This is a genomic window from Mucilaginibacter sediminis, assembly GCF_051903035.1.
Lineage (GTDB): Bacteria > Bacteroidota > Bacteroidia > Sphingobacteriales > Sphingobacteriaceae > Mucilaginibacter.
The window spans coordinates 2,956,851-2,974,742 of record NZ_CP170602.1 but is presented as its reverse complement, the minus strand read 5'-3'; the positions used below and the strand labels follow the sequence as shown (position 1 = coordinate 2,974,742).

Sequence of the window (17,892 nt, the reverse complement as noted above, 5' to 3'; positions counted from 1 at the left end):
ACCGCCGGGGTTTCTTTGCAGGGATTTTTAATCCCCATGATAATGAAGAAACTCCTACCCCTATTAATTATCTTCCAGTTTGCTATCAGCAGTTTTGCTTTTGCAAGTGGAACGATTAAAGGAACCGTTACCGACAGAAAAACAGGCGAGCCACTGGTTGGTGCCACCGTTAAATTAAAAAGCAAAGATAAAGGTTTCAAAGCGTCAACCGGCGTTGGCCTTGATGGTACTTTTGTATTTAAAAATGTACCCGCGGGTAATTACGAAGTTGAGGCAGACTACATTTCTTTTGAAGATGATGAAGCCAATGTAACCGTGCAGGACGGCGGCATTGCAAACGTTAAATTATCTTTAAAAATAAAAGAACACGCTTTAAACGAAGTAGCTATAAATGGCCGCGCCGATAAAAGTACCGATCAGTCGGCCACCACTGCCCAGCGCAGGTCGCCGGCTTTGTTAAATGTGGTATCGGCACGCACCATTGAAGCATCACCCGATATTACCATAGCTAATGTTACCCAACGTGTATCGGGTGTATCGGTTGACCGCAGCACCAACGGCGAGGCACAATACGCTATCATTCGCGGTATGGATGCGCGTTACCAGTATACATTGGTAAATGGAGTTAAAATCCCAAGTCCCGATAATAAAAACCGGTACGTGCCGCTTGATATATTCCCGGCAGATATTGTTGACCGTTTAGAGGTTTCCAAATCGCTTACAGCCAATATGGAAGGCGATGCTATTGGCGGCGCCATAAACCTTGTGTTAAAAGATGCGCCGGACGATTTTACAGTTCGTGCCAACCTGGGTACGGGTTTGGCGGCCAATTTTTTTAACAAAGGCTTTACTAAATTTGATCATAGCGGTAGTTTACAAACCTCGCCGCGTGCCGATGGCCGCATAGCTACCGGTGCCGATTTTACAACCGCTCCATTTCATTATAGCGAAAACAAGGTACCTTTAGCTACTATAGCCGGTTTAAGCATAGGCGGCCGCAGTGCCAATAAAAAATTTGGGGCCTTATTATCTTTAAGCTATCAAAATACGTACAGGCAGACCAACGGTACATTTTTTAGTACCGAAGTTAACCCGGCAAATAACGAGCCGCTGGTTACTGATATTGAAAAACGTAATTACAACATCCAACAACAGCGTGTGGGTGTTATCACCAAGTTTGATTACCGTATCAACAATGCCAATAAGATAACCCTCGACCTGGATTACATTAACCTTGCCCAAAACACCTACAGGTTTAGTTCGGATACCAGTTTAGAGCTTGGCCGTGCAGGTATTGGCACCGGCCGTGTAGGCCAAACCTATCGCAGCGACAGGACGATACAAACCATAAAAAACGGAAATTTACATGGCGACCATAGGCTAAACGATAATTTCAGCATTAACTGGACGGCCGTTTACTCAAAAGCTACCGCCAATGAGCCCGATAGGGCCGAACTTAACCTGAATACCGGCCGTAACGTTCAATCAGACGGTACTATTGTACAAGCCCCTTTTACTTTTGATGCCAATAAAGCCCAGAGCCGCACTTTCACCAAAAACTCGGATGAGGACAAAACAGGCTTCCTGAACTTTATTTATACACCAACTTTGTTCGATACTAAATTTGAATTAAGCGCAGGTGGTATGTACCGCGATAAAACAAGGCACAGCAGCTACGATGAGTACGACCTGAGGCCAGGCGCCGCAAACACGGCCCAAACTTTTAACGGCAATGTTGATTTAAACACTTTCGATTTGTTTAACACCCAGGGCACGCCAACCAATGCGCTTAATTACGATTTTACCGAAAAGGTTGGCGCCGGATATGGCCAGGTTAAGTTTACCACAGGTAAATTATTAACTATTGCCGGCTTAAGGTATGAGCATACCAGCCAGGCCTGGCATACGCAGGCTGATGCTTCGGTAGAAGGTAAAGACGGAACAATCAGATATTATGATTTACTACCAAGCCTAAACTTTAAATATCAGTTTAATGAAAAGCAGGATCTGCGCCTGTCGTATTACTCGGCCATCAGTCGTCCAAATTTTTATGAGCTGGTGCCGCATACAGCCGGCGACCCGGATGCACTTTATGACGAATTAGGCAACCCGAACCTGAAACGTATCACCGCCGAAAACTTCGACTTACGTTACGAACTGTTCCCTAAGGCGCTTGACCAGTTATTGGTTGGTGTGTTTTACAAATCAATAAACAACCCGGTTGAATACGCTATCGAAAAATCGGGAACAAGCTACGTATTAAGGCCGGAAAACTTTGGTAACGCCCATAACTACGGCTTTGAGGTTGATTATACCAAATATTTCAGAAGTTTTGGTATCCGTGCAAACTACACCTACACCAACTCTAAAATAACAACAGATAAAGAAGAAGATTATCGTAACGACCAGGGGCAGGTAACACACCGTACCGTACAGCAAACGCGTTCGTTACAGGGCCAGTCAAAAAATATTGGTAACCTTTCATTACTGTACCGCAGCGTTAAAAACGGGCTTAATGCACAGTTGTCATTTGTATACACCGGTGCAAGGTTAAATACCGTATCGCCCTATCTAAATAATGATATCTGGCAAAAAGGTTTTACAACGCTTGATCTATCGGCCGATAAACGATTGTTTGGCAACCTGTACATATATGCTAAGGCAACCAACCTGTTGAATACCCCCTATGAATTAGAGATCAGAAGGCCTTACCCAACAGATGCGGTAAATGTTGAACTGCAAAAAGCAGGCGAAAACACAGCTGTACGTAAAGACCTTTACAAACAATATTACATACTTGGTTTACGGTATAAATTATAATGATATTACAGATGAAAAGCTTAAACAAAATATATTTTGCATGCCTTACGCTGTTAGCGCTAAGTGCATGCCATAAAGCCGAACTGGCAATTATTTCGCCGCCATTGCACCAGGTAAGTAACGGTATCACTTCTGATACCCTTAAAGGGGCCGTAAAAGGCACTATGCTTAGCGGTAAAACTTATTACTTCAGCAGCGATATTACTGTAAATGAGGGCGACACCCTGCAAATGGAAGCGGGTGTAAAACTGATAGCTATAGGGGATGGTAAAACCTACCAAACGGCGCCCGAAATTATCATGCACGGTACTTTTATCAGCCTGGGTACAAAGGATAAACCCAACTATATAACCGTACAAAATGCCGATACCTATCACACCGAGGCGAACGCGCAAAACTATACCGACGTTTTTAAAGGATACTGGGGAGGTATTGTTTGCTGGCCCGACCCTTCATCGAAAAGCGCTACCCCAGGCGGCGATCTGATCATTAAATGGACACACCTTGAATTTGCGGGCGGCCCCGCAAGCGGTAACGAAACTGGCATTTATTCCAGCGGCGACCCCAGGTATATCATTTATTTCGCCAACATCAACAGGAACTTTATTTTAGAAGATTCGTGGGTGTTTGGCGCCAAGGATGATGCCATCAGGGTAGCAGGCGGCAAGATTAGCGTAATGCGAAATACCTTTGAACTTTGCGGACAATCAGGAGGCGAGTTTTTTAATATGAAAAGCGGCACCGTGGGCGATTTGGCTTATAACTTTATGATAGGTGCTGCTACCAACGCTTTAAAGGCATCTGATGCCGGTAGCTCGGGCACTCAAACCAATGTTAACATGTACAACAATACCATGGTTAACTGCGGTTTCAGGCAAACGAAATCTGGCCGTGGGGGCTCTATCAATTTTGAAAAGGCGGCACGGGGAACAGTTTACAATAACATTATTGCCAACTGCCGGTTTGGCCTGCGTTTAACCAGCGATGCGGATTTAATTAACATTAAGTACAACAATCAATATTATTACGGACAGACCCAAAAAATAGTCGACCTGTTTAATGCGGCGGATGGCGTATCCACTTTTCAATCGGCTGATGTACATTCAACTACACCAAAAGATAACGATCCGTCATTTTATGGCTATGATCTTACTGCTTTTGATTATACAGCCAACCCTGGCCCGATGACGGTATCATTACAAACCCCGGCCGCGGTAATGGTTGGTACATCAAACTTCAGGTTAAAATCAACATCGAAAGCGCTTAAAGCGGGCAAAACTGATTTTATGCCAATGCACGCGGTAACCGCAACCGGTACTTACGGTACGGATATTACCCCTCCGGGTAAAGATGCCGGCGCTTATCAGAATGATTTTACAGGTAACCAGCATTAATAATAAGCTCCTGGTTAATTAATATTTGCAAGGATCAGTTGAAAGGCTGATCCTTGCATGTTTAAATTGATATTTTTAAAGTGTTTACGTTTAAAAAGAGGAGGACTGCCATGTTATCCATGACATATCCAATTTTCCTGTCATCCTGAGGTACGAAGGATCTATCAACTGTATATGACCGATAGAAAAGTTCGCGAATAGATCCTTCGTACCTCAGGATGACAGTCTTATATTTTTTAATGTCATTTCGCTTCAGAATATACAGATTTTACAGCTCAATATGACAGCCCTTTTAATACGACATCTCTTCAACCCATGAAAAAAGCTTTCTTATATCTTCTGCTCATTTCTGTATCAACTTTCAATGCCTATGCCCAGGATTGTGGTACTGCTTTTTTAGGTACCAAAACCTTGTATAAAGCACCGCTTGCCAAATATACACCTGCGCCAAAAGGTTACCGGCCGGTGTTTATTAATCACGTGGGCAGGCACGGGGCAAGGCATTTAACTAAGGATGTAAATACCACTGCTATATACGTCATTTTATTAAAGGCCGATAGCGCAGGCATGCTTACCGAAAAAGGCAGGTTGCTTAAACAAATGGTGCTTAACCTGCAAAAGGTAGAGAAAGGAAACTCCAAATCCATATCTGCCGAGGGCCGAACCGAACTACAGCAAATAGGGGATAGGATGTATCGAAACTACAGCAACGTATTTGCCGGCCATCCCAAATTAAAGGTAACAATTACCAAAGAGGTACGCACTAAACAAAGCGCCGATGCATTTTTGTCGGGGTTAAAGGCCGGTTTAAAAGATTCGGCACAGATAACGGAGGCCAATGATGATGTTAACCTGCGGTTTTACGATGAATCGGCGGCTTACATCGCTTATAAAGACGGCGACGATTGGGGAAAATACAAAGCTATTGTTGCCAAAGCCGAACATATTGACGAGATCAACAAAAATATTATCGCCAAATTTTTCAATCCTGAGTTTGTGAAAGTACAGGATAAAAAATGGGTCGATAAAGTGGTGAGCGACATCTGGGGCTTTGCCACTATTGTATATTCATTAAAAGAGGAAATCAGCCAAAAAGATTTGAAATTAAAAGATCTTGACTTTACCCAATTTTTTTCCTGTGATGAACTAAAAGCTTTAGGCCGCGTCGATGCCGTTGAAGATTTTTTGGTAAAAGGCCCCGGTATAAAACCCAATGGCATCCAGGTAAGTATAGCTGCGCCTTTATTAGCCAATTTTATAACCACCAGTGATGATTTTATAAAAACCGGAGCAATTAGCGCCAACCTCCGTTTTGCCCATGCCGAAACTATTTCGCCGTTTGCGGCATTGTTGGGAATTAAGGGGGCCGATAAGGTATCGCCTGACATTAATCAGTTTGATGCCAATTGGCAGGCTTCAAACGTAGCCCCGCTAAGCTCAAATATCCAGTGGATATTTTATAAAAAAGGGGGGCGGCAAGTTACCTTGTCAGGATACTACTAAACGAGAAGGAAGCGCATATCAGCGGGTTAAAAACAGGTTTCCCATATTACAAATGGGCCGATATACGCCAATTGTATATAACCAAACTTGCCATGCTAAATTACAAACCGGGCGACGATGCTGCTGCGTTTTTAAAGGAATTAAAATAGCTTTTTGTACGCTCGGTACCCGCAGCCGTTACCCCAGGGATTAAATTAGCTTCTGCAGTTTTTTTATGTCTTTTTTGGCCTGCGGGTAAATTACAAGTACAAAAAAGCCCCCTTATCCAGGAGGCTCTTAAACTATAAATCAGAACATGTTATTTAATTTCAATTTGCCTGCTTACAGATTTGGCTTCTTCTTTTTTGGCAATGTTTACCTTAAGTACGCCATCGGTGTAAGCAGCTTCAATGCGATTGTCATCTGCACTTTCAGGAAGGGTAAATGATCTCACGAATGAACTATAACTGTACTCGCGTTTGCTGTAATTTTTTTTCTCGTTATTGCTTTCTGACAATTGTTCAACAGAAATGCTCAATACATTGCGGTCAAGGTTTAGTTTAAAATCTTCTTTTTTTAAGCCTGGCGCGGCCAGTTCAATATGGTAGTTCTCGGCTGTTTCGCTAATGTTAGCGGCAGGTACGCGGGCCACCATACGGTCGTTTAAAAAAGTGTCGTTAAAAATGGAATCAAAAACGTCATTAAAGCCTGGCAGTAATGAGTTGCTCCTTTTTTCGGGATTAAATTTAACCAATGTCATCGGTTGTCCTCCTAAATAAATTTAATGATTGAACTTGTAATTAATTAAACTTCAGAACTTCGCGTTCTGATAATAACCTAACAAGTAAAATGCCAGAAGCTAAAGCGGCTTAACCGACTGAAAAAATTTCATATTCTGTGAAAAAATTGCAGGTTATGGCTGTCACAAATTCAAATATAACGCGCGTTATTCATTACCGTCCATAAATAATCTAAATCAAATATTAGGAGCCTATCCCAATAGCCCCTCCTAAAAACACAAAATCCCGGATGAAACCACATCCGGGACTTGTATATTAACTACTTTGCCAACAGGGCACCCCGATAATTGTCGGGGCGGCGCCGTAGGGGGGTATGTCATTAAAAATTAGGATTGGCATCCTGTTCAGATTGTGGAATCGGGAATAGTAAATGGTTATCATCAACAGTGACACTAACTTTGGCCATAGCGGCTTTCAGCCGTCCCAAACGTAAAAGGTCCCAGCGGCGTTGCCCTTCTCCGCAAAGTTCACGCGCCCGTTCGGCCAGTAAGGCATCTATAAACGCATCAGGGGTGGGGGTATTGGTAATATTTAGTTGGTCTGTTGGCAATGATAAACCCGCCCGTGCCCTCACTATATTTATCCCGTTAAACTTGTCGGGGTCAGCTGGATTGATGTTATTCATGGCCTCTGATTGCAACAGGTAAATTTCGGCCAGGCGTAATACAAACCAATCACTCCGTGAATTATTATCCTGCTTCCACTGGCTGTCTCTGAATTTATAAATAAAAGGGGTTACCGTTTGGGTTACACCTTTATTATCAACCGCCTGGTTAGATATGCTATAGGTTTTGCGTATATCTCTGTCGCCATCGGGAAAGCCATTATTGAAAAAGTTGTTCTGGGCAAAAAATGAGCCGTACCCGCCTAAAACAGTTGGATAAAACATCCGCAATATAATATTACCAACATTGGGCGCTGTGCCAAAGCGTACCGCAAAAACTATCTCTTTGTTATATTTATTATCCGAGCTGAATATACTGGCATAATTGGCAAGCAAACTATATGAGGCATCATTGATTACTTTATTGCATTCGGCAAGCGCGTCCTGGCTATCGGTAGCCTTTGCCGCACCTGATTTGGCACGTGTTAACAATACCTTTGCTAACAGGCCGGACGCTGCGCCCGAAGACACCCTTCCCTTATTACCGGCTGTAATGTTTTTTTCGGCATAGCAATTGGCTTCGGCATACTGAAGATCGGCAACCACCTGGTCATAAAGAGCCGCAAGTGAAGCTTTTTTTGGATACAGATCGGGCGAGGTAGCGGTAACAGGTTCTGTAATAAGCGGCACTTCCCCAAAAGCAGTAAGCAAATTAAAATAGCCTAATGCACGCAAAAAGCGGGCATTACCAATAATATTTGCCTTCTCAACCGGGTCCATTGAAATTGGCGGAACGTATTTGATAACATCATTGGCATTCTTGATCATTTTGTAATCATTGATGTACCAGTTGCCAATTTCGCCATTAACCGCGGCAAAAGTATGGTTGGTCAGCGAGTTCCTGTCGGTTGAAGAACCAGGTGCCGCATACATCAGGTCCGATGCATTATCAGATACGATGTAAACCGTACGCTGATAAAAGGTTTGAGGTTGCATCGTGCTGAAAACTCCGTTTAAAGCCGCAACCGCATCGCCCTGGTTTTTATAAAAATTGGAGGGCGTTAAAAAGCTATATGGCTGTTCGGTAAGGAATTTCTTACACGAGGTAAGGCTGATAGTAACTATCGCCACAGCCATTAAAATTCTTATCTTCATATGAATGATATTAAATATGTGTTTGTTTAAAATCCTATTTTCACTCCCAATAAAAAGGTTCTTGGCGGCGGATATGAGTTAACGTCGGCCCCAAGGTTTAAGTTCTGGCTGCCCGGGTTCAGGTTCTGCGTACCCGCATTTAAGTTTTGAGCGCCAAAGCTGTTTATTTCGGGGTTATAGCCGGTGTATTTTGTGAAAGTGTGTACGTTTTGGACTGTGACATATACCGTTGAGGTTTTAAATACCCGTGATGTGGGCGAGACAGGTATATTGTATCCCAGCGATATGGTTTGTATCCTCAAATAACTCCCGTCTTCCAGGTAATTATCTACCACGCCGGCGTTGCGTATAGATGTGCTGAGTACCCTTGGAACGGTGTTGGTGCTGCCGGGGCCGTTCCAGGCATTAGCCATATAGCTGTACACGTTTGCTGTAGTGCCGCTGCTGTGTGCATAGCTGGTAAGGTTTAGCACCTTGTTGCCTTGTACCCCCTGGGCAAAAATGGAAAGATCGAAGTTTTTGTAAGATAGGGTATTGTTTATGCTGAAAATAAATTTTGGAGCTGCCTGCCCGATAATTTGCCGGTCATTACCGTCAATTATTTTATTGCCGTCAACATCTCGAATGATGGCGTCGCCCGGTACTACGCCTGATATGCCTGCTGCAGCAATTTGCGCCTGGGTTTGGTATACGCCATCAAAATGATAGCCATAAAACGATCCTATAGGCTGGCCAACCCGCAAAATAGAAGGTGCAAGGCCGTTGGTTGCAATGTATGGGCCGGTATTACCAACCAGTATATTGTTGGTGCCATTCATATCCAATACTTTGTTCCTGTTTGCGGCATAGGTAAGGGTGGTATTCCAGTTGAAATTCCGCGATTCAATATTTCTTGTAGTTAAAGAAAATTCGATACCGTGGTTTTCAACCTTTCCCGCATTAAGCAAGATGCTTGAAAAACCCGACGATTGAGGTATCGAAAAATTAAGCAGCAGATCGCTGGTTGTTTTATGATAATAATCGGCAGTAAGGCTGATGCGGTTATTAAACAATCCCATGTCGGCGCCTACGTCAAAAGAAGCTGTAGACTCCCAACTCAATTTAGGGTTAGCAATATTATTTGGCTGTACGCCAACCACACGTGTTGCCGACGTGCCTAAAGTGTAGCTGTTTATGCCATATTGAGATAATGATTGATATGATCCTATTTCCTGGTTACCGGTAACCCCGTAGCTGGCCCTGATTTTCAGGTCTGATATTTGTTTTATGTTTTTAATGAATTTCTCTTCCGATGCCCGCCACGCGAACGCTCCGGATGGAAAATAACCCCATTTTCTTGTTGCACCAAAACGGGAAGACCCATCAGAACGCATGGTGAAAGTAAACAGGTATTTTTCCATCAGCCGGTAATTAATCCGCCCAAAATAGGAGGCAATAGTATTCCTGTACTTGTTGGATTGGGGCGTTAAAACATTGGCGCCTAAAGCCAGGTTGTCGGTGCCTAAATTATCTGTAAAAAAGCCCTGTGCACTGCTGCTGAATGCCTTGGTTTTAAACTCCTGTAATGAAACACCGGCCACCGCATCAATTACATGTATTTTGTTGAATTGTTTATTGAAGGATAATGTATTTTCATTTAACCAGCTGTAGCTTGTATTATTGGACGAATAAGCCGTTCCGCCGGTTTGCTGCCCAATGTAAATGGTGGTAGGCAGGTATGAATTTTCGTTTGCGGTATTATAATCAACCCCAAAACTGCTTTTAAATTTAAAGCCGGGGATAAATTCATACTCGCCAAAAGTATTAATAAGCCCCCGCGAATTGGCAATACGGTCTGTGGCCAATTCAACAGCGGCAACCGGGTTGCCGTATGTGCCAACATACGCGGCAGGCGCATTTGCAAATGTGTATGCGCCGCTTGCATCGCGTAAAGGCGTAATAGGGCTCATACTCAGCGCGCCGCCCGCAGCGCCATATCCTACCCCGGTTATACTTGGGTCAACCGCCTGTACATTATAGGAAATCTGCGAAGAAAAGCCCATCTTAATCTTCTTGCCTATATTCCTGTCCAGGTTTAAACGCACCAGTTCGCGTCTGAAACCCGTGGCCCTCATAATACCGTCCTGGTCAAAGTGGTTTAAGCTGAGGTAGTATCGCGCTTCGTTGGTTCCGCCGTTAAAGCTAAGCTGATAATTTTGTATTGGCGCGGTGCGGTATAGCTCGTCCTGCCAGTCGGTGCCTTTGCCAAACCCGGCAATCTGGTCGTCGGTGTAAGGTAACGCTTTGGCTGTGGCTGGGTTAGCTGCGTTATATTCGGTATAATATTCGTTCAGGTATTTGCCAAACTGTGTGGCGTCCATCAGGGGGAGTTTGCGGGCTATACGCTGTACACCCGCGTACGATTCAAAATTTATAGCGTGCTGCCCGGCTTTTCCCTTTTTGGTGGTAATAAGTATTACCCCATTGGCACCGCGGCTACCATAAATTGCCGTTGCCGAAGCATCTTTTAAAACCTCGATAGATTGTATATCATTGGGGTTGATAGAGGTAAGGTTGCCAACACCTGCAAAACCATCAACAACATACAAAGGCTCGTTACCCGAGTTGATGGAGTTGGTGCCCCGTATGCGGATAGATGTGGCACTGCCCGGCTGCCCGTCTGATTGAGTAAGCTGCAAACCGCTAACCCTTCCCTGCAGCATCTGGTCGGCGCCCAGTACCGGCGTTTTATCCAAATCTTTCCCGCTTATGGAGGCTACTGATCCGGTAAGATCGCTTTTGCGTTGCGTGCCGTATCCAACCACAATTACTTCGCTCAGTTTCTGGCTGGCTTCATCTGTTTTTAAAACTACGTTAATTTGTGTTTTTGTACCAACTTCAACCGTTTGTGTAAGATAGCCGATATACGAAAATACCAGGGAAGCCCCTTCGGGCACCGATACATCGTATTCGCCATTGCCATTAGTTACGGCGCCGCCGTTTGTACCAAGTACCTTCACACTTACCCCCGGCAATGGGCTGCCTTTATCATCAAGCACCCTGCCCTTTACCTGTATATTTTTAATAACAGAACCCTTCAGGGCTATAATCACCAACCCGTTATCAGTTGTCTGGTAATCAAGGCCGGTATTTTCAAGTATCCTGTTTAATACATCAAGCAGGGGCACGTTGTTAACATCAAGCGTAACCTGCTTGTCTTGCGGCAACAGCTGCTCGCTGTATAAAAAACGGGTTTTCCCTTTTTGCTCAAGGGTGTTAATAGCCTTCCTCAAAGACGCGTCTTTAAGGTTAAGGCTAACCTTAACGTTTTGCGAATAACTGTTTGCCGATACATTCAAACAAAACAGGAAAGTGAGAACAAAAGTCCAGTTAAGCATCAATAAAAATTTTCGGTAATGGGGCACAGAAAATACTTTATCATGAAGTATTTCTTTTTTCATAATTTTACGGTGTTAGTAATTAAACAATCGGTTAGTTATCAGCAACATCCTGTTACTGATTTAATGGATCGATAATACAGCGGGGAATATTCGAGCATTTCCCGCTTTTTTATTGCAACCCTCTTCTCTCTTTAGTTAATGGTCACTACGTCATTGGCGGTTATCTTAAATTTAAATGGTCTTATAATTTGCATTTCTGTTAATGCCTGGGTTAGGGTTTCGTTTTCAAGAATGCCGGTAAACCTATAGCCGGCCGCGGTTTTATTATTAATTTTAAAGGTTACGTTATACCATTTTTCTAACTTGGGTACCAGCTCTTCAAAAGATTCGTCTTTGAAAACCAGTTTGTTTTGCAGCCATGAGGTTTCTTCAATATAATCCTTGTTTGATATTTCAACCGGTTCAATGTTTTCTATTACCAACTGGTTATGAATTGGCGGGGCGGCGCTTTTATCGTTATGCTCATTTAGCACGCTTTCATTTAACGCGAGTTTTTCTTTGGCACGCAGCAATATTTTCCGTTGCGGATCGCTGTTAAGCGATAGCTCGATTAATCCCCTGATGAGCGTTGTTTCGGTAACAGCATCGCCAGGATAGGCTTTAATATTAAAAGCCGTACCTAAAACTTTGACAGCTATTTTTTCGGTATGTATAATAAACGGATGCTTTTTATCTTTAGCTACATCAAAAAAGGCCTCGCCGTACAGCCTTACTTCCCGGCGGTCCTTATTCAGCATGGCTTCATCATATTGGAGCTTGCTGTTGGTATTAAGCCAAACGCTTGTGCCGTCAGGCAGTACTATTTTTTTGCGCATCCGTTTGCCGCATACAATTTCTGTATCTGGTGTGTATGAAACATTGTTGCTTTTTTTATTGCGATATAACAGGAATACGGCAAAACTGGTTATCGTTATCAGCGAGGCGGCCACCAGCCAGCGTGTAACAAGCCTCCTTTTTAAATTGGTGGCTGGGCCTTTCTGGTTATCATCGGCAAACTCATGCCCGTATTTTTGCTCATGCAAGGCAAAAGCTTCATCTATATCAATTTCTTCCTGAAGTTCATCTTTAAAGGTAATTTGGTTTAGCACCTCTTCGTAATACAGGGCTTCGGGAAATAGCGCAAGCAGTTCGTCCAGTTCCAGTAGTTCCTCGCTGGTGGCTTCACCGGCAAGTTTCCTGGTTAATAACTGAATGATCCTTTTCTGCTCCATTAATAACTAAATGTTGGGTAATTAAGCCGAAGGACAACAAAACCAGAAATTCTCCCTAAAAATTTTTAATATTTTTTTACCGGGCTAAGGTTAAACTCCTTTTTAATAGAAACAGACAGGCGCCTGGTGGCAATAACAAGTTGAGCATCAACTGTTTTTATAGATATGTCAAGTATTTCAGAAACTTCTTTATAACTCAGGCCATCTTCTTTTACCAGCCTGAAAATTATTTTACACCTGGTTGGCAATTCGTTGATAGCATTATTAAGGCTTATCCTCAATTCGTCGTTAATCAGGATCCACTCGGGGGTTGTGTTATCAATCCGTAAATTAACTGCAATATCATCCAGTGAAACTATTCTGCCGCCCGAATTCTTTTTTAAAATATTTAAGCACAGGTTTTTTGCAATTACAAAAGCATATACTTTAATATTATTGATGGAGGTAATAGAATCCCGCTTTCGCCACAAAGTAATCAATACGTCAGATGCTACCTCTTCTGCAAGCTCCGGTGATTTTAACAGGCTGTATGAAAAGCGTTTTATTGGCGGAAATAGCAATCCGAATAACTTTTTGTAAGCGGAATAACTGTCGTGCACAGCTATTTCTTTTACAATATCCGTTAAGTCAGACAAATTGCACGACATTTTTGATTGCTTATAATTAAATTAGGTTTATTGCGATACAAGACTGGTATCCAATGATACAAACTAAAATAAAATATTTGTATTAAACTAATGACATTTACATATCTGGCTTAGCCAGGGCACAATATGTTAATATGCTATATAGATGGAAATCAATGGATATTTTGAAAAAAACACTTCCAATTCCACTACTTGGCCTGTAAAATGAACCAGGATGATTCAAAAAAGAGAATTAATAAACTTATTAAAAAAATAAAGGATATGGTAATTATGCTGAATGATTAGCCAATTTTGCTTAATTAAATATTAACCTGCCGGCCCCAATGCTCCCGAAAGACTGGTTCGCGGCAGCGAAAAACGAGTAAGGTAACCAGTGAATATTTTAATACCTATTGAAAATCAGTAACTTGTAATAGTGTCATTGCCTTGTAGCGATGACAATATATTTAAAAATAGCTTTTTATATGTTTTTGTAATATGCGTATATTACATTCGGTATGGATAACACCCATCACGTTTAAATAATACGAAACTCGTTTTTATTGCTAAAGAACTTTTTAATTATGACGGGCCTTTTTTACTTAACGTAGATTAACAAACGGAAAATTGCGATTTCAGGTCCGGGGCAGTATACAGTTGTATTTTTTAAACCAAACGTCATTACTTTCATATTACCTAATAAATCTACATCCCGCAAGATGCAAACACAGGAAAGCAACCATGATAATTTAATGACATTTTTTAATGCCATGGAGGAAGTTTTCTTTTCTGTTGATATGGTAAATATGCAGGTATTGCAAATTTCGCAGGCATGCGAAAAACTATACGGTTATAAACCCGCCGATTTTATTGCCGCTAACGGGCTGTGGTTTAATTTGGTTCACCCGGGGGATAATGACATTGTTGTTAATGAGCAAAAAAAGTTAGAACAGGGCGAGCAGGCAAGCAGCCAGTTCCGCATTATCCATAAAGACGGAACGGCGCGCTGGGTGGAAAAAAAGACTATCCCCATACTGAATCCTTCGGGCCATTTAATAAGGGCCGAGGGGATTATCAGGGATATCACTTCGGTTAAAGCCGAAAAGGAAACGCTTAGGTTAAGTGAGGAGTTGTACCGGCAAATTGTTGAAACCGCCCAGGAAGGTATCTGGACAATTGATGAAAACGAAAAAACAAATTTTGTAAACATCAAAATAGCCGAAATTTTGGGCTACTCCGCAGAAGAAATGATGGGAAAGGAACTTTATGATTTTATGGACGAGGAGGGCAAGGCCTACGCCATAGCCTGCATGGAAAGGCGAAGAAACGGGGCCAAAGAAAATTTAAATATCAGGTACGTAAAAAAAAATGGGGAAGATGTATGGACAAATATATCTGCCAATCCAATTTTTGATAAAACAGGCAGGTATAAAGGCGCCCTTGCCATGGTTACAGATATTACCCAGAGTAAACAAGATCAGGAAGCGCTTCAAAAATCGGAAGCAAACCTGCGCGCCATTTTCGACAACACCGATATAGCTTATGTGCTGTTTGACGAAGAGCTGAACATCGTTTCTTTTAATGCGCAGGCGCAAAAGTATTCTGAAGAACGCCGAAATAAAACACTGAAGACAGGCCAGGCCATGAAAGGCTATTTCCCGGCAGAAAGAATGGCTTTTATGGAAGAAATGCTGGATAAAGTTGTCAGGGACGGAAGCGCCGAGTATGAATTAAGTTATCCAAAAAACGACGGCACTGTTGAATGGTACCATATTCAATGGTTTGTTATAAAAAACAGTGAGCAAAATCCCTGTGGTTTTGTGGTGGCTAACAAAAACATTACCGCGCATAAAATTGCCGGGCTTGAACGCGAAAGGATAACGGCCGATCTTATCCAGCAAAACAAAGACCTGGAGCAGTTTACTTATATCATATCGCATAATCTGCGCGCGCCTGTGGCCAATATAATAGGGCTCTCGTACCTGGTTGATGAAAACGATGGCACCTTGACTGAAATGCGTGAAGTGCTTGAAAAAGCTGCTCAATCTGCAAAAGATATCGACACCGTTATACAGGACCTTAACCATATTTTGCAAACCCGCAAGGTGGTAAACGAACAAAAAGAAACAGTGCATTTTAACAACCTGGTGAACGATATTAAGGTTAATATGCAGCATATCATCGCAGATGAAAACGTTTATTTTGAATGCGCTTTTGATGAGGTCAACGCCATATTTACCATACGAAGTTTCATGTACAGTATTTTTTACAATATTATTTCAAACAGCATCAAATATCGCCGGGCTGGCATTGTGCCGCTTATTCATATCGAAAGCCATCAGCATAAAGATAAAATAAGGCTGACTTTTAAAGACAATGGCAAGGGCATTGATCTTGACAAAAATGCCACCAGCCTGTTTGGCTTGTACAAACGTTTTGATACCACTATGGAAGGCAAGGGCATGGGGCTTTTTATGGTTAAAACCCAGGTTGAGGCTTTAGGCGGTAACGTAAAAGTAAAAAGCAAATTAACAGAAGGTACCGAAATTATTTTAGAATTTCCCTTTACAAAGCCTGGCGACTGAAAGCGGGATAAATATTGAAATTTAGTATTTGCACTTCTGTTATTGTAGCCTCTTTTGGTGCAGTAGTAATACTTTATGAACGGGCAACCGTGTACGACCCTGTACCACTGTAGTGTACATAAGGCGATGATGAAACGTTGGTGCAGTAAATAAACAGTTGGAAGTCGACATGCAAATTAGTGGCATGATATAATTATTATCGATTCCATAATCGTTATACCATGCCAACGCAATCTTATTAGTGGCTGCCGGCCGTGGCCGCATCAAACACCCGGCAAAAATTGCCGCCGCCTATCTTGCCTATTTCATCTGCGTTAAAACCAATATTCAGCATCGCCTCTACTACGGTGTAATAAAACCCTGTCTTTTGATCGGGCCACGTTTGGTTGGTACCGCCGTCCATTTTGCCACGGTTTGGGCCGCCATTAGGGCCATCATGGGGTTTATCGCCCGCAGGTGGGCCATCAGGACGGTTGCCGGGCATGCCGCCCGGTGGCGGGCCTTGTTCGCCCGGTTTGGGGCCGAAACTGCCGCCTGCCGGCCTATAAGCCGGGGTTAGTTTGGTATCGGTACCGATGCAAACATGATCTATCCCCACAACATCAACCAGCGCCCGGATATTTTGGGCATACTCAGATGCCGAGTCGGCCAGGTGCGTCCAAACGCCGATAACGCCCCCGGTATCTGCCACGATTTTAGCTTGCTCCTTGCTGATGAGCCGGGGGCGCATCATGCGGGCCATGTTCGCGTTTTGCCCCAATTGGGTATCAAGGCCGGTGTGCGAAATGATTACCGGGTGTTTGGCCACTTTAAGTGCGGCGGCCACTGTTTCGGCGCTGGCGTGCCCCAGGTCGACCAGGATGCCCAGGCGGTTGCACTCGCGGATAACGTCGGCACCAAAAGCGGTAAGGCCTCCCCAGCGTGCAGGGTTGGTGAAAACGTCGCCCAGCGGTACCGCGGCATCGCTGTCATGCAGGAGTGTCAGGTGCCTGAGGCCGCGGGTATAGGCTTCTTGAAGCCGTTCGATGTGTCCTTCGAGGAAATGACCACCCTCTACCGATTGGATAACTGTGGGCTGGTGCTTTTTATGGGCAGAGTTAAGATCGGCCATGTTCAGGGAGCGCTTCATACCGTTACGGGCCAGCTGCTTGTCCATTGAAGCCAGGCCGTTTTTAAACCGCTCGTAGGCATCGCCGGGGTTTTGCAGTTTTTGATAATCAACGGCGAATGTCATGCAGATGGCGGCTAAGCCCGACTTTTTCATTTCTCCCGCCAGGTTGATATCCGGGCCGGGTACATCTGCGCTTGTTAGTGGCACGTCGATATGATTGTGGGTGTCAATACCCAGGGTATCGGCTACTATTTTGGCTACGCGTGGGTCTACCTCATCAATTGCCCAGGCGGCCAGTGGGTTCAGCATTATGGCGGTACCGGCTCCGGCAAGGGTAACCGCGGCCAGGAATTCCCACCGCGACCAGGTTGGTTGAAACTTCTTCATCATTTTAAATTACAGGATGGCTGTTTTATATCGTTTAAAGGTAGTAACTACCCGGAGTATCGCCTCCTATAATCGTCGTTTGGCCGGGATGAATAGACGAATTGGCGGATAGAGCCGATAAAGATAATCATCGCGCATAAACGCGGCTTTCGGGATATGACTTGCGCGGGGACAGAAAAGCGGAGGGAGTGTGCGATTCCATCCTTGGGGAAGGTGGGGGTAGGGGTTAAATCAGGCGTTCAAGGTGCTTTGCAACCCGCCGCTCGTATAAACCCCT

General features: G+C 43.6%; 10 protein-coding genes. 4 read left to right on the top strand and 6 right to left on the bottom strand.

Annotated elements, in window-relative coordinates:
* The first annotated feature begins 42 nt into the window (after positions 1–42).
* From ACFGVS_RS11760 to ACFGVS_RS11750, 3 genes are all read left to right on the top strand, one after another.
* Positions 43–2,820 carry a TonB-dependent receptor domain-containing protein gene (locus ACFGVS_RS11760; protein WP_439698756.1) on the top strand — a complete coding sequence of 926 codons (2,778 nt, stop codon included), beginning with the start codon at positions 43–45 and terminating at the stop codon, positions 2,818–2,820.
* Between the two features lie 11 nt (positions 2,821–2,831).
* The gene (locus ACFGVS_RS11755) at positions 2,832–4,214 is read left to right on the top strand and encodes a hypothetical protein (protein ID WP_439698755.1); all 1,383 of its coding nucleotides are present in this window, start codon (positions 2,832–2,834) and stop codon (positions 4,212–4,214) included.
* Positions 4,215–4,529: 315 nt separating this feature from the next.
* Entirely contained in the window at positions 4,530–5,717 is a 1,188-nt protein-coding gene (locus ACFGVS_RS11750; protein ID WP_439698754.1) for a histidine-type phosphatase, read from the top strand.
* A gap of 298 nt (positions 5,718–6,015) precedes the next feature.
* Here the strand turns inward: ACFGVS_RS11750 and ACFGVS_RS11745 are convergent, their stop codons facing one another.
* The 5 genes from ACFGVS_RS11745 to ACFGVS_RS11725 form a co-directional block, all read right to left on the bottom strand.
* A complete protein-coding gene (locus tag ACFGVS_RS11745; protein ID WP_439698753.1) occupies positions 6,016–6,456 on the bottom strand; it encodes an Hsp20/alpha crystallin family protein in 441 nt (146 codons plus the stop codon).
* A 359-nt stretch (positions 6,457–6,815) separates the two neighbouring features.
* The gene (locus ACFGVS_RS11740) at positions 6,816–8,255 is read right to left on the bottom strand and encodes a RagB/SusD family nutrient uptake outer membrane protein (RefSeq protein WP_439698752.1); all 1,440 of its coding nucleotides are present in this window, start codon (positions 8,253–8,255) and stop codon (positions 6,816–6,818) included.
* Positions 8,256–8,281: 26 nt separating this feature from the next.
* Positions 8,282–11,695 carry a TonB-dependent receptor gene (locus tag ACFGVS_RS11735; RefSeq protein ID WP_439698751.1) on the bottom strand — a complete coding sequence of 1,138 codons (3,414 nt, stop codon included), beginning with the start codon at positions 11,693–11,695 and terminating at the stop codon, positions 8,282–8,284.
* Positions 11,696–11,826: 131 nt separating this feature from the next.
* Entirely contained in the window at positions 11,827–12,906 is a 1,080-nt protein-coding gene (locus ACFGVS_RS11730; RefSeq protein WP_439698750.1) for a FecR family protein, read from the bottom strand.
* A 65-nt stretch (positions 12,907–12,971) separates the two neighbouring features.
* A complete protein-coding gene (locus ACFGVS_RS11725; RefSeq protein WP_090644191.1) occupies positions 12,972–13,553 on the bottom strand; it encodes an RNA polymerase sigma factor in 582 nt (193 codons plus the stop codon).
* A gap of 698 nt (positions 13,554–14,251) precedes the next feature.
* On the opposite strand from ACFGVS_RS11725, the gene ACFGVS_RS11720 reads away from it, so the two are divergent.
* Positions 14,252–16,117, top strand: coding sequence for a PAS domain-containing sensor histidine kinase (locus ACFGVS_RS11720; RefSeq protein ID WP_439698749.1), 1,866 nt, complete (start codon positions 14,252–14,254; stop codon positions 16,115–16,117).
* Positions 16,118–16,355: 238 nt separating this feature from the next.
* Here ACFGVS_RS11720 and ACFGVS_RS11715 read toward each other — a convergent pair whose 3' ends face one another.
* Positions 16,356–17,618, bottom strand: coding sequence for a dipeptidase (locus ACFGVS_RS11715; RefSeq protein WP_439698748.1), 1,263 nt, complete (start codon positions 17,616–17,618; stop codon positions 16,356–16,358).
* Positions 17,619–17,892: the final 274 nt, after the last annotated feature.

Excerpts from the sequence above, each read along its gene's own strand:
- ACFGVS_RS11760 (WP_439698756.1), top strand. The coding sequence starts at position 43 with ATGAAGAAACTCCTACCCCTATTAATTATCTTCCAGTTTGCTATCAGC.
- ACFGVS_RS11755 (WP_439698755.1), top strand. The coding sequence starts at position 2,832 with ATGAAAAGCTTAAACAAAATATATTTTGCATGCCTTACGCTGTTAGCG.
- ACFGVS_RS11750 (WP_439698754.1), top strand. The coding sequence starts at position 4,530 with ATGAAAAAAGCTTTCTTATATCTTCTGCTCATTTCTGTATCAACTTTC.
- ACFGVS_RS11745 (WP_439698753.1), bottom strand. The coding sequence starts at position 6,456 with ATGACATTGGTTAAATTTAATCCCGAAAAAAGGAGCAACTCATTACTG.
- ACFGVS_RS11740 (WP_439698752.1), bottom strand. The coding sequence starts at position 8,255 with ATGAAGATAAGAATTTTAATGGCTGTGGCGATAGTTACTATCAGCCTT.
- ACFGVS_RS11735 (WP_439698751.1), bottom strand. The coding sequence starts at position 11,695 with ATGAAAAAAGAAATACTTCATGATAAAGTATTTTCTGTGCCCCATTAC.
- ACFGVS_RS11730 (WP_439698750.1), bottom strand. The coding sequence starts at position 12,906 with ATGGAGCAGAAAAGGATCATTCAGTTATTAACCAGGAAACTTGCCGGT.
- ACFGVS_RS11725 (WP_090644191.1), bottom strand. The coding sequence starts at position 13,553 with ATGTCGTGCAATTTGTCTGACTTAACGGATATTGTAAAAGAAATAGCT.
- ACFGVS_RS11720 (WP_439698749.1), top strand. The coding sequence starts at position 14,252 with ATGCAAACACAGGAAAGCAACCATGATAATTTAATGACATTTTTTAAT.
- ACFGVS_RS11715 (WP_439698748.1), bottom strand. The coding sequence starts at position 17,618 with ATGATGAAGAAGTTTCAACCAACCTGGTCGCGGTGGGAATTCCTGGCC.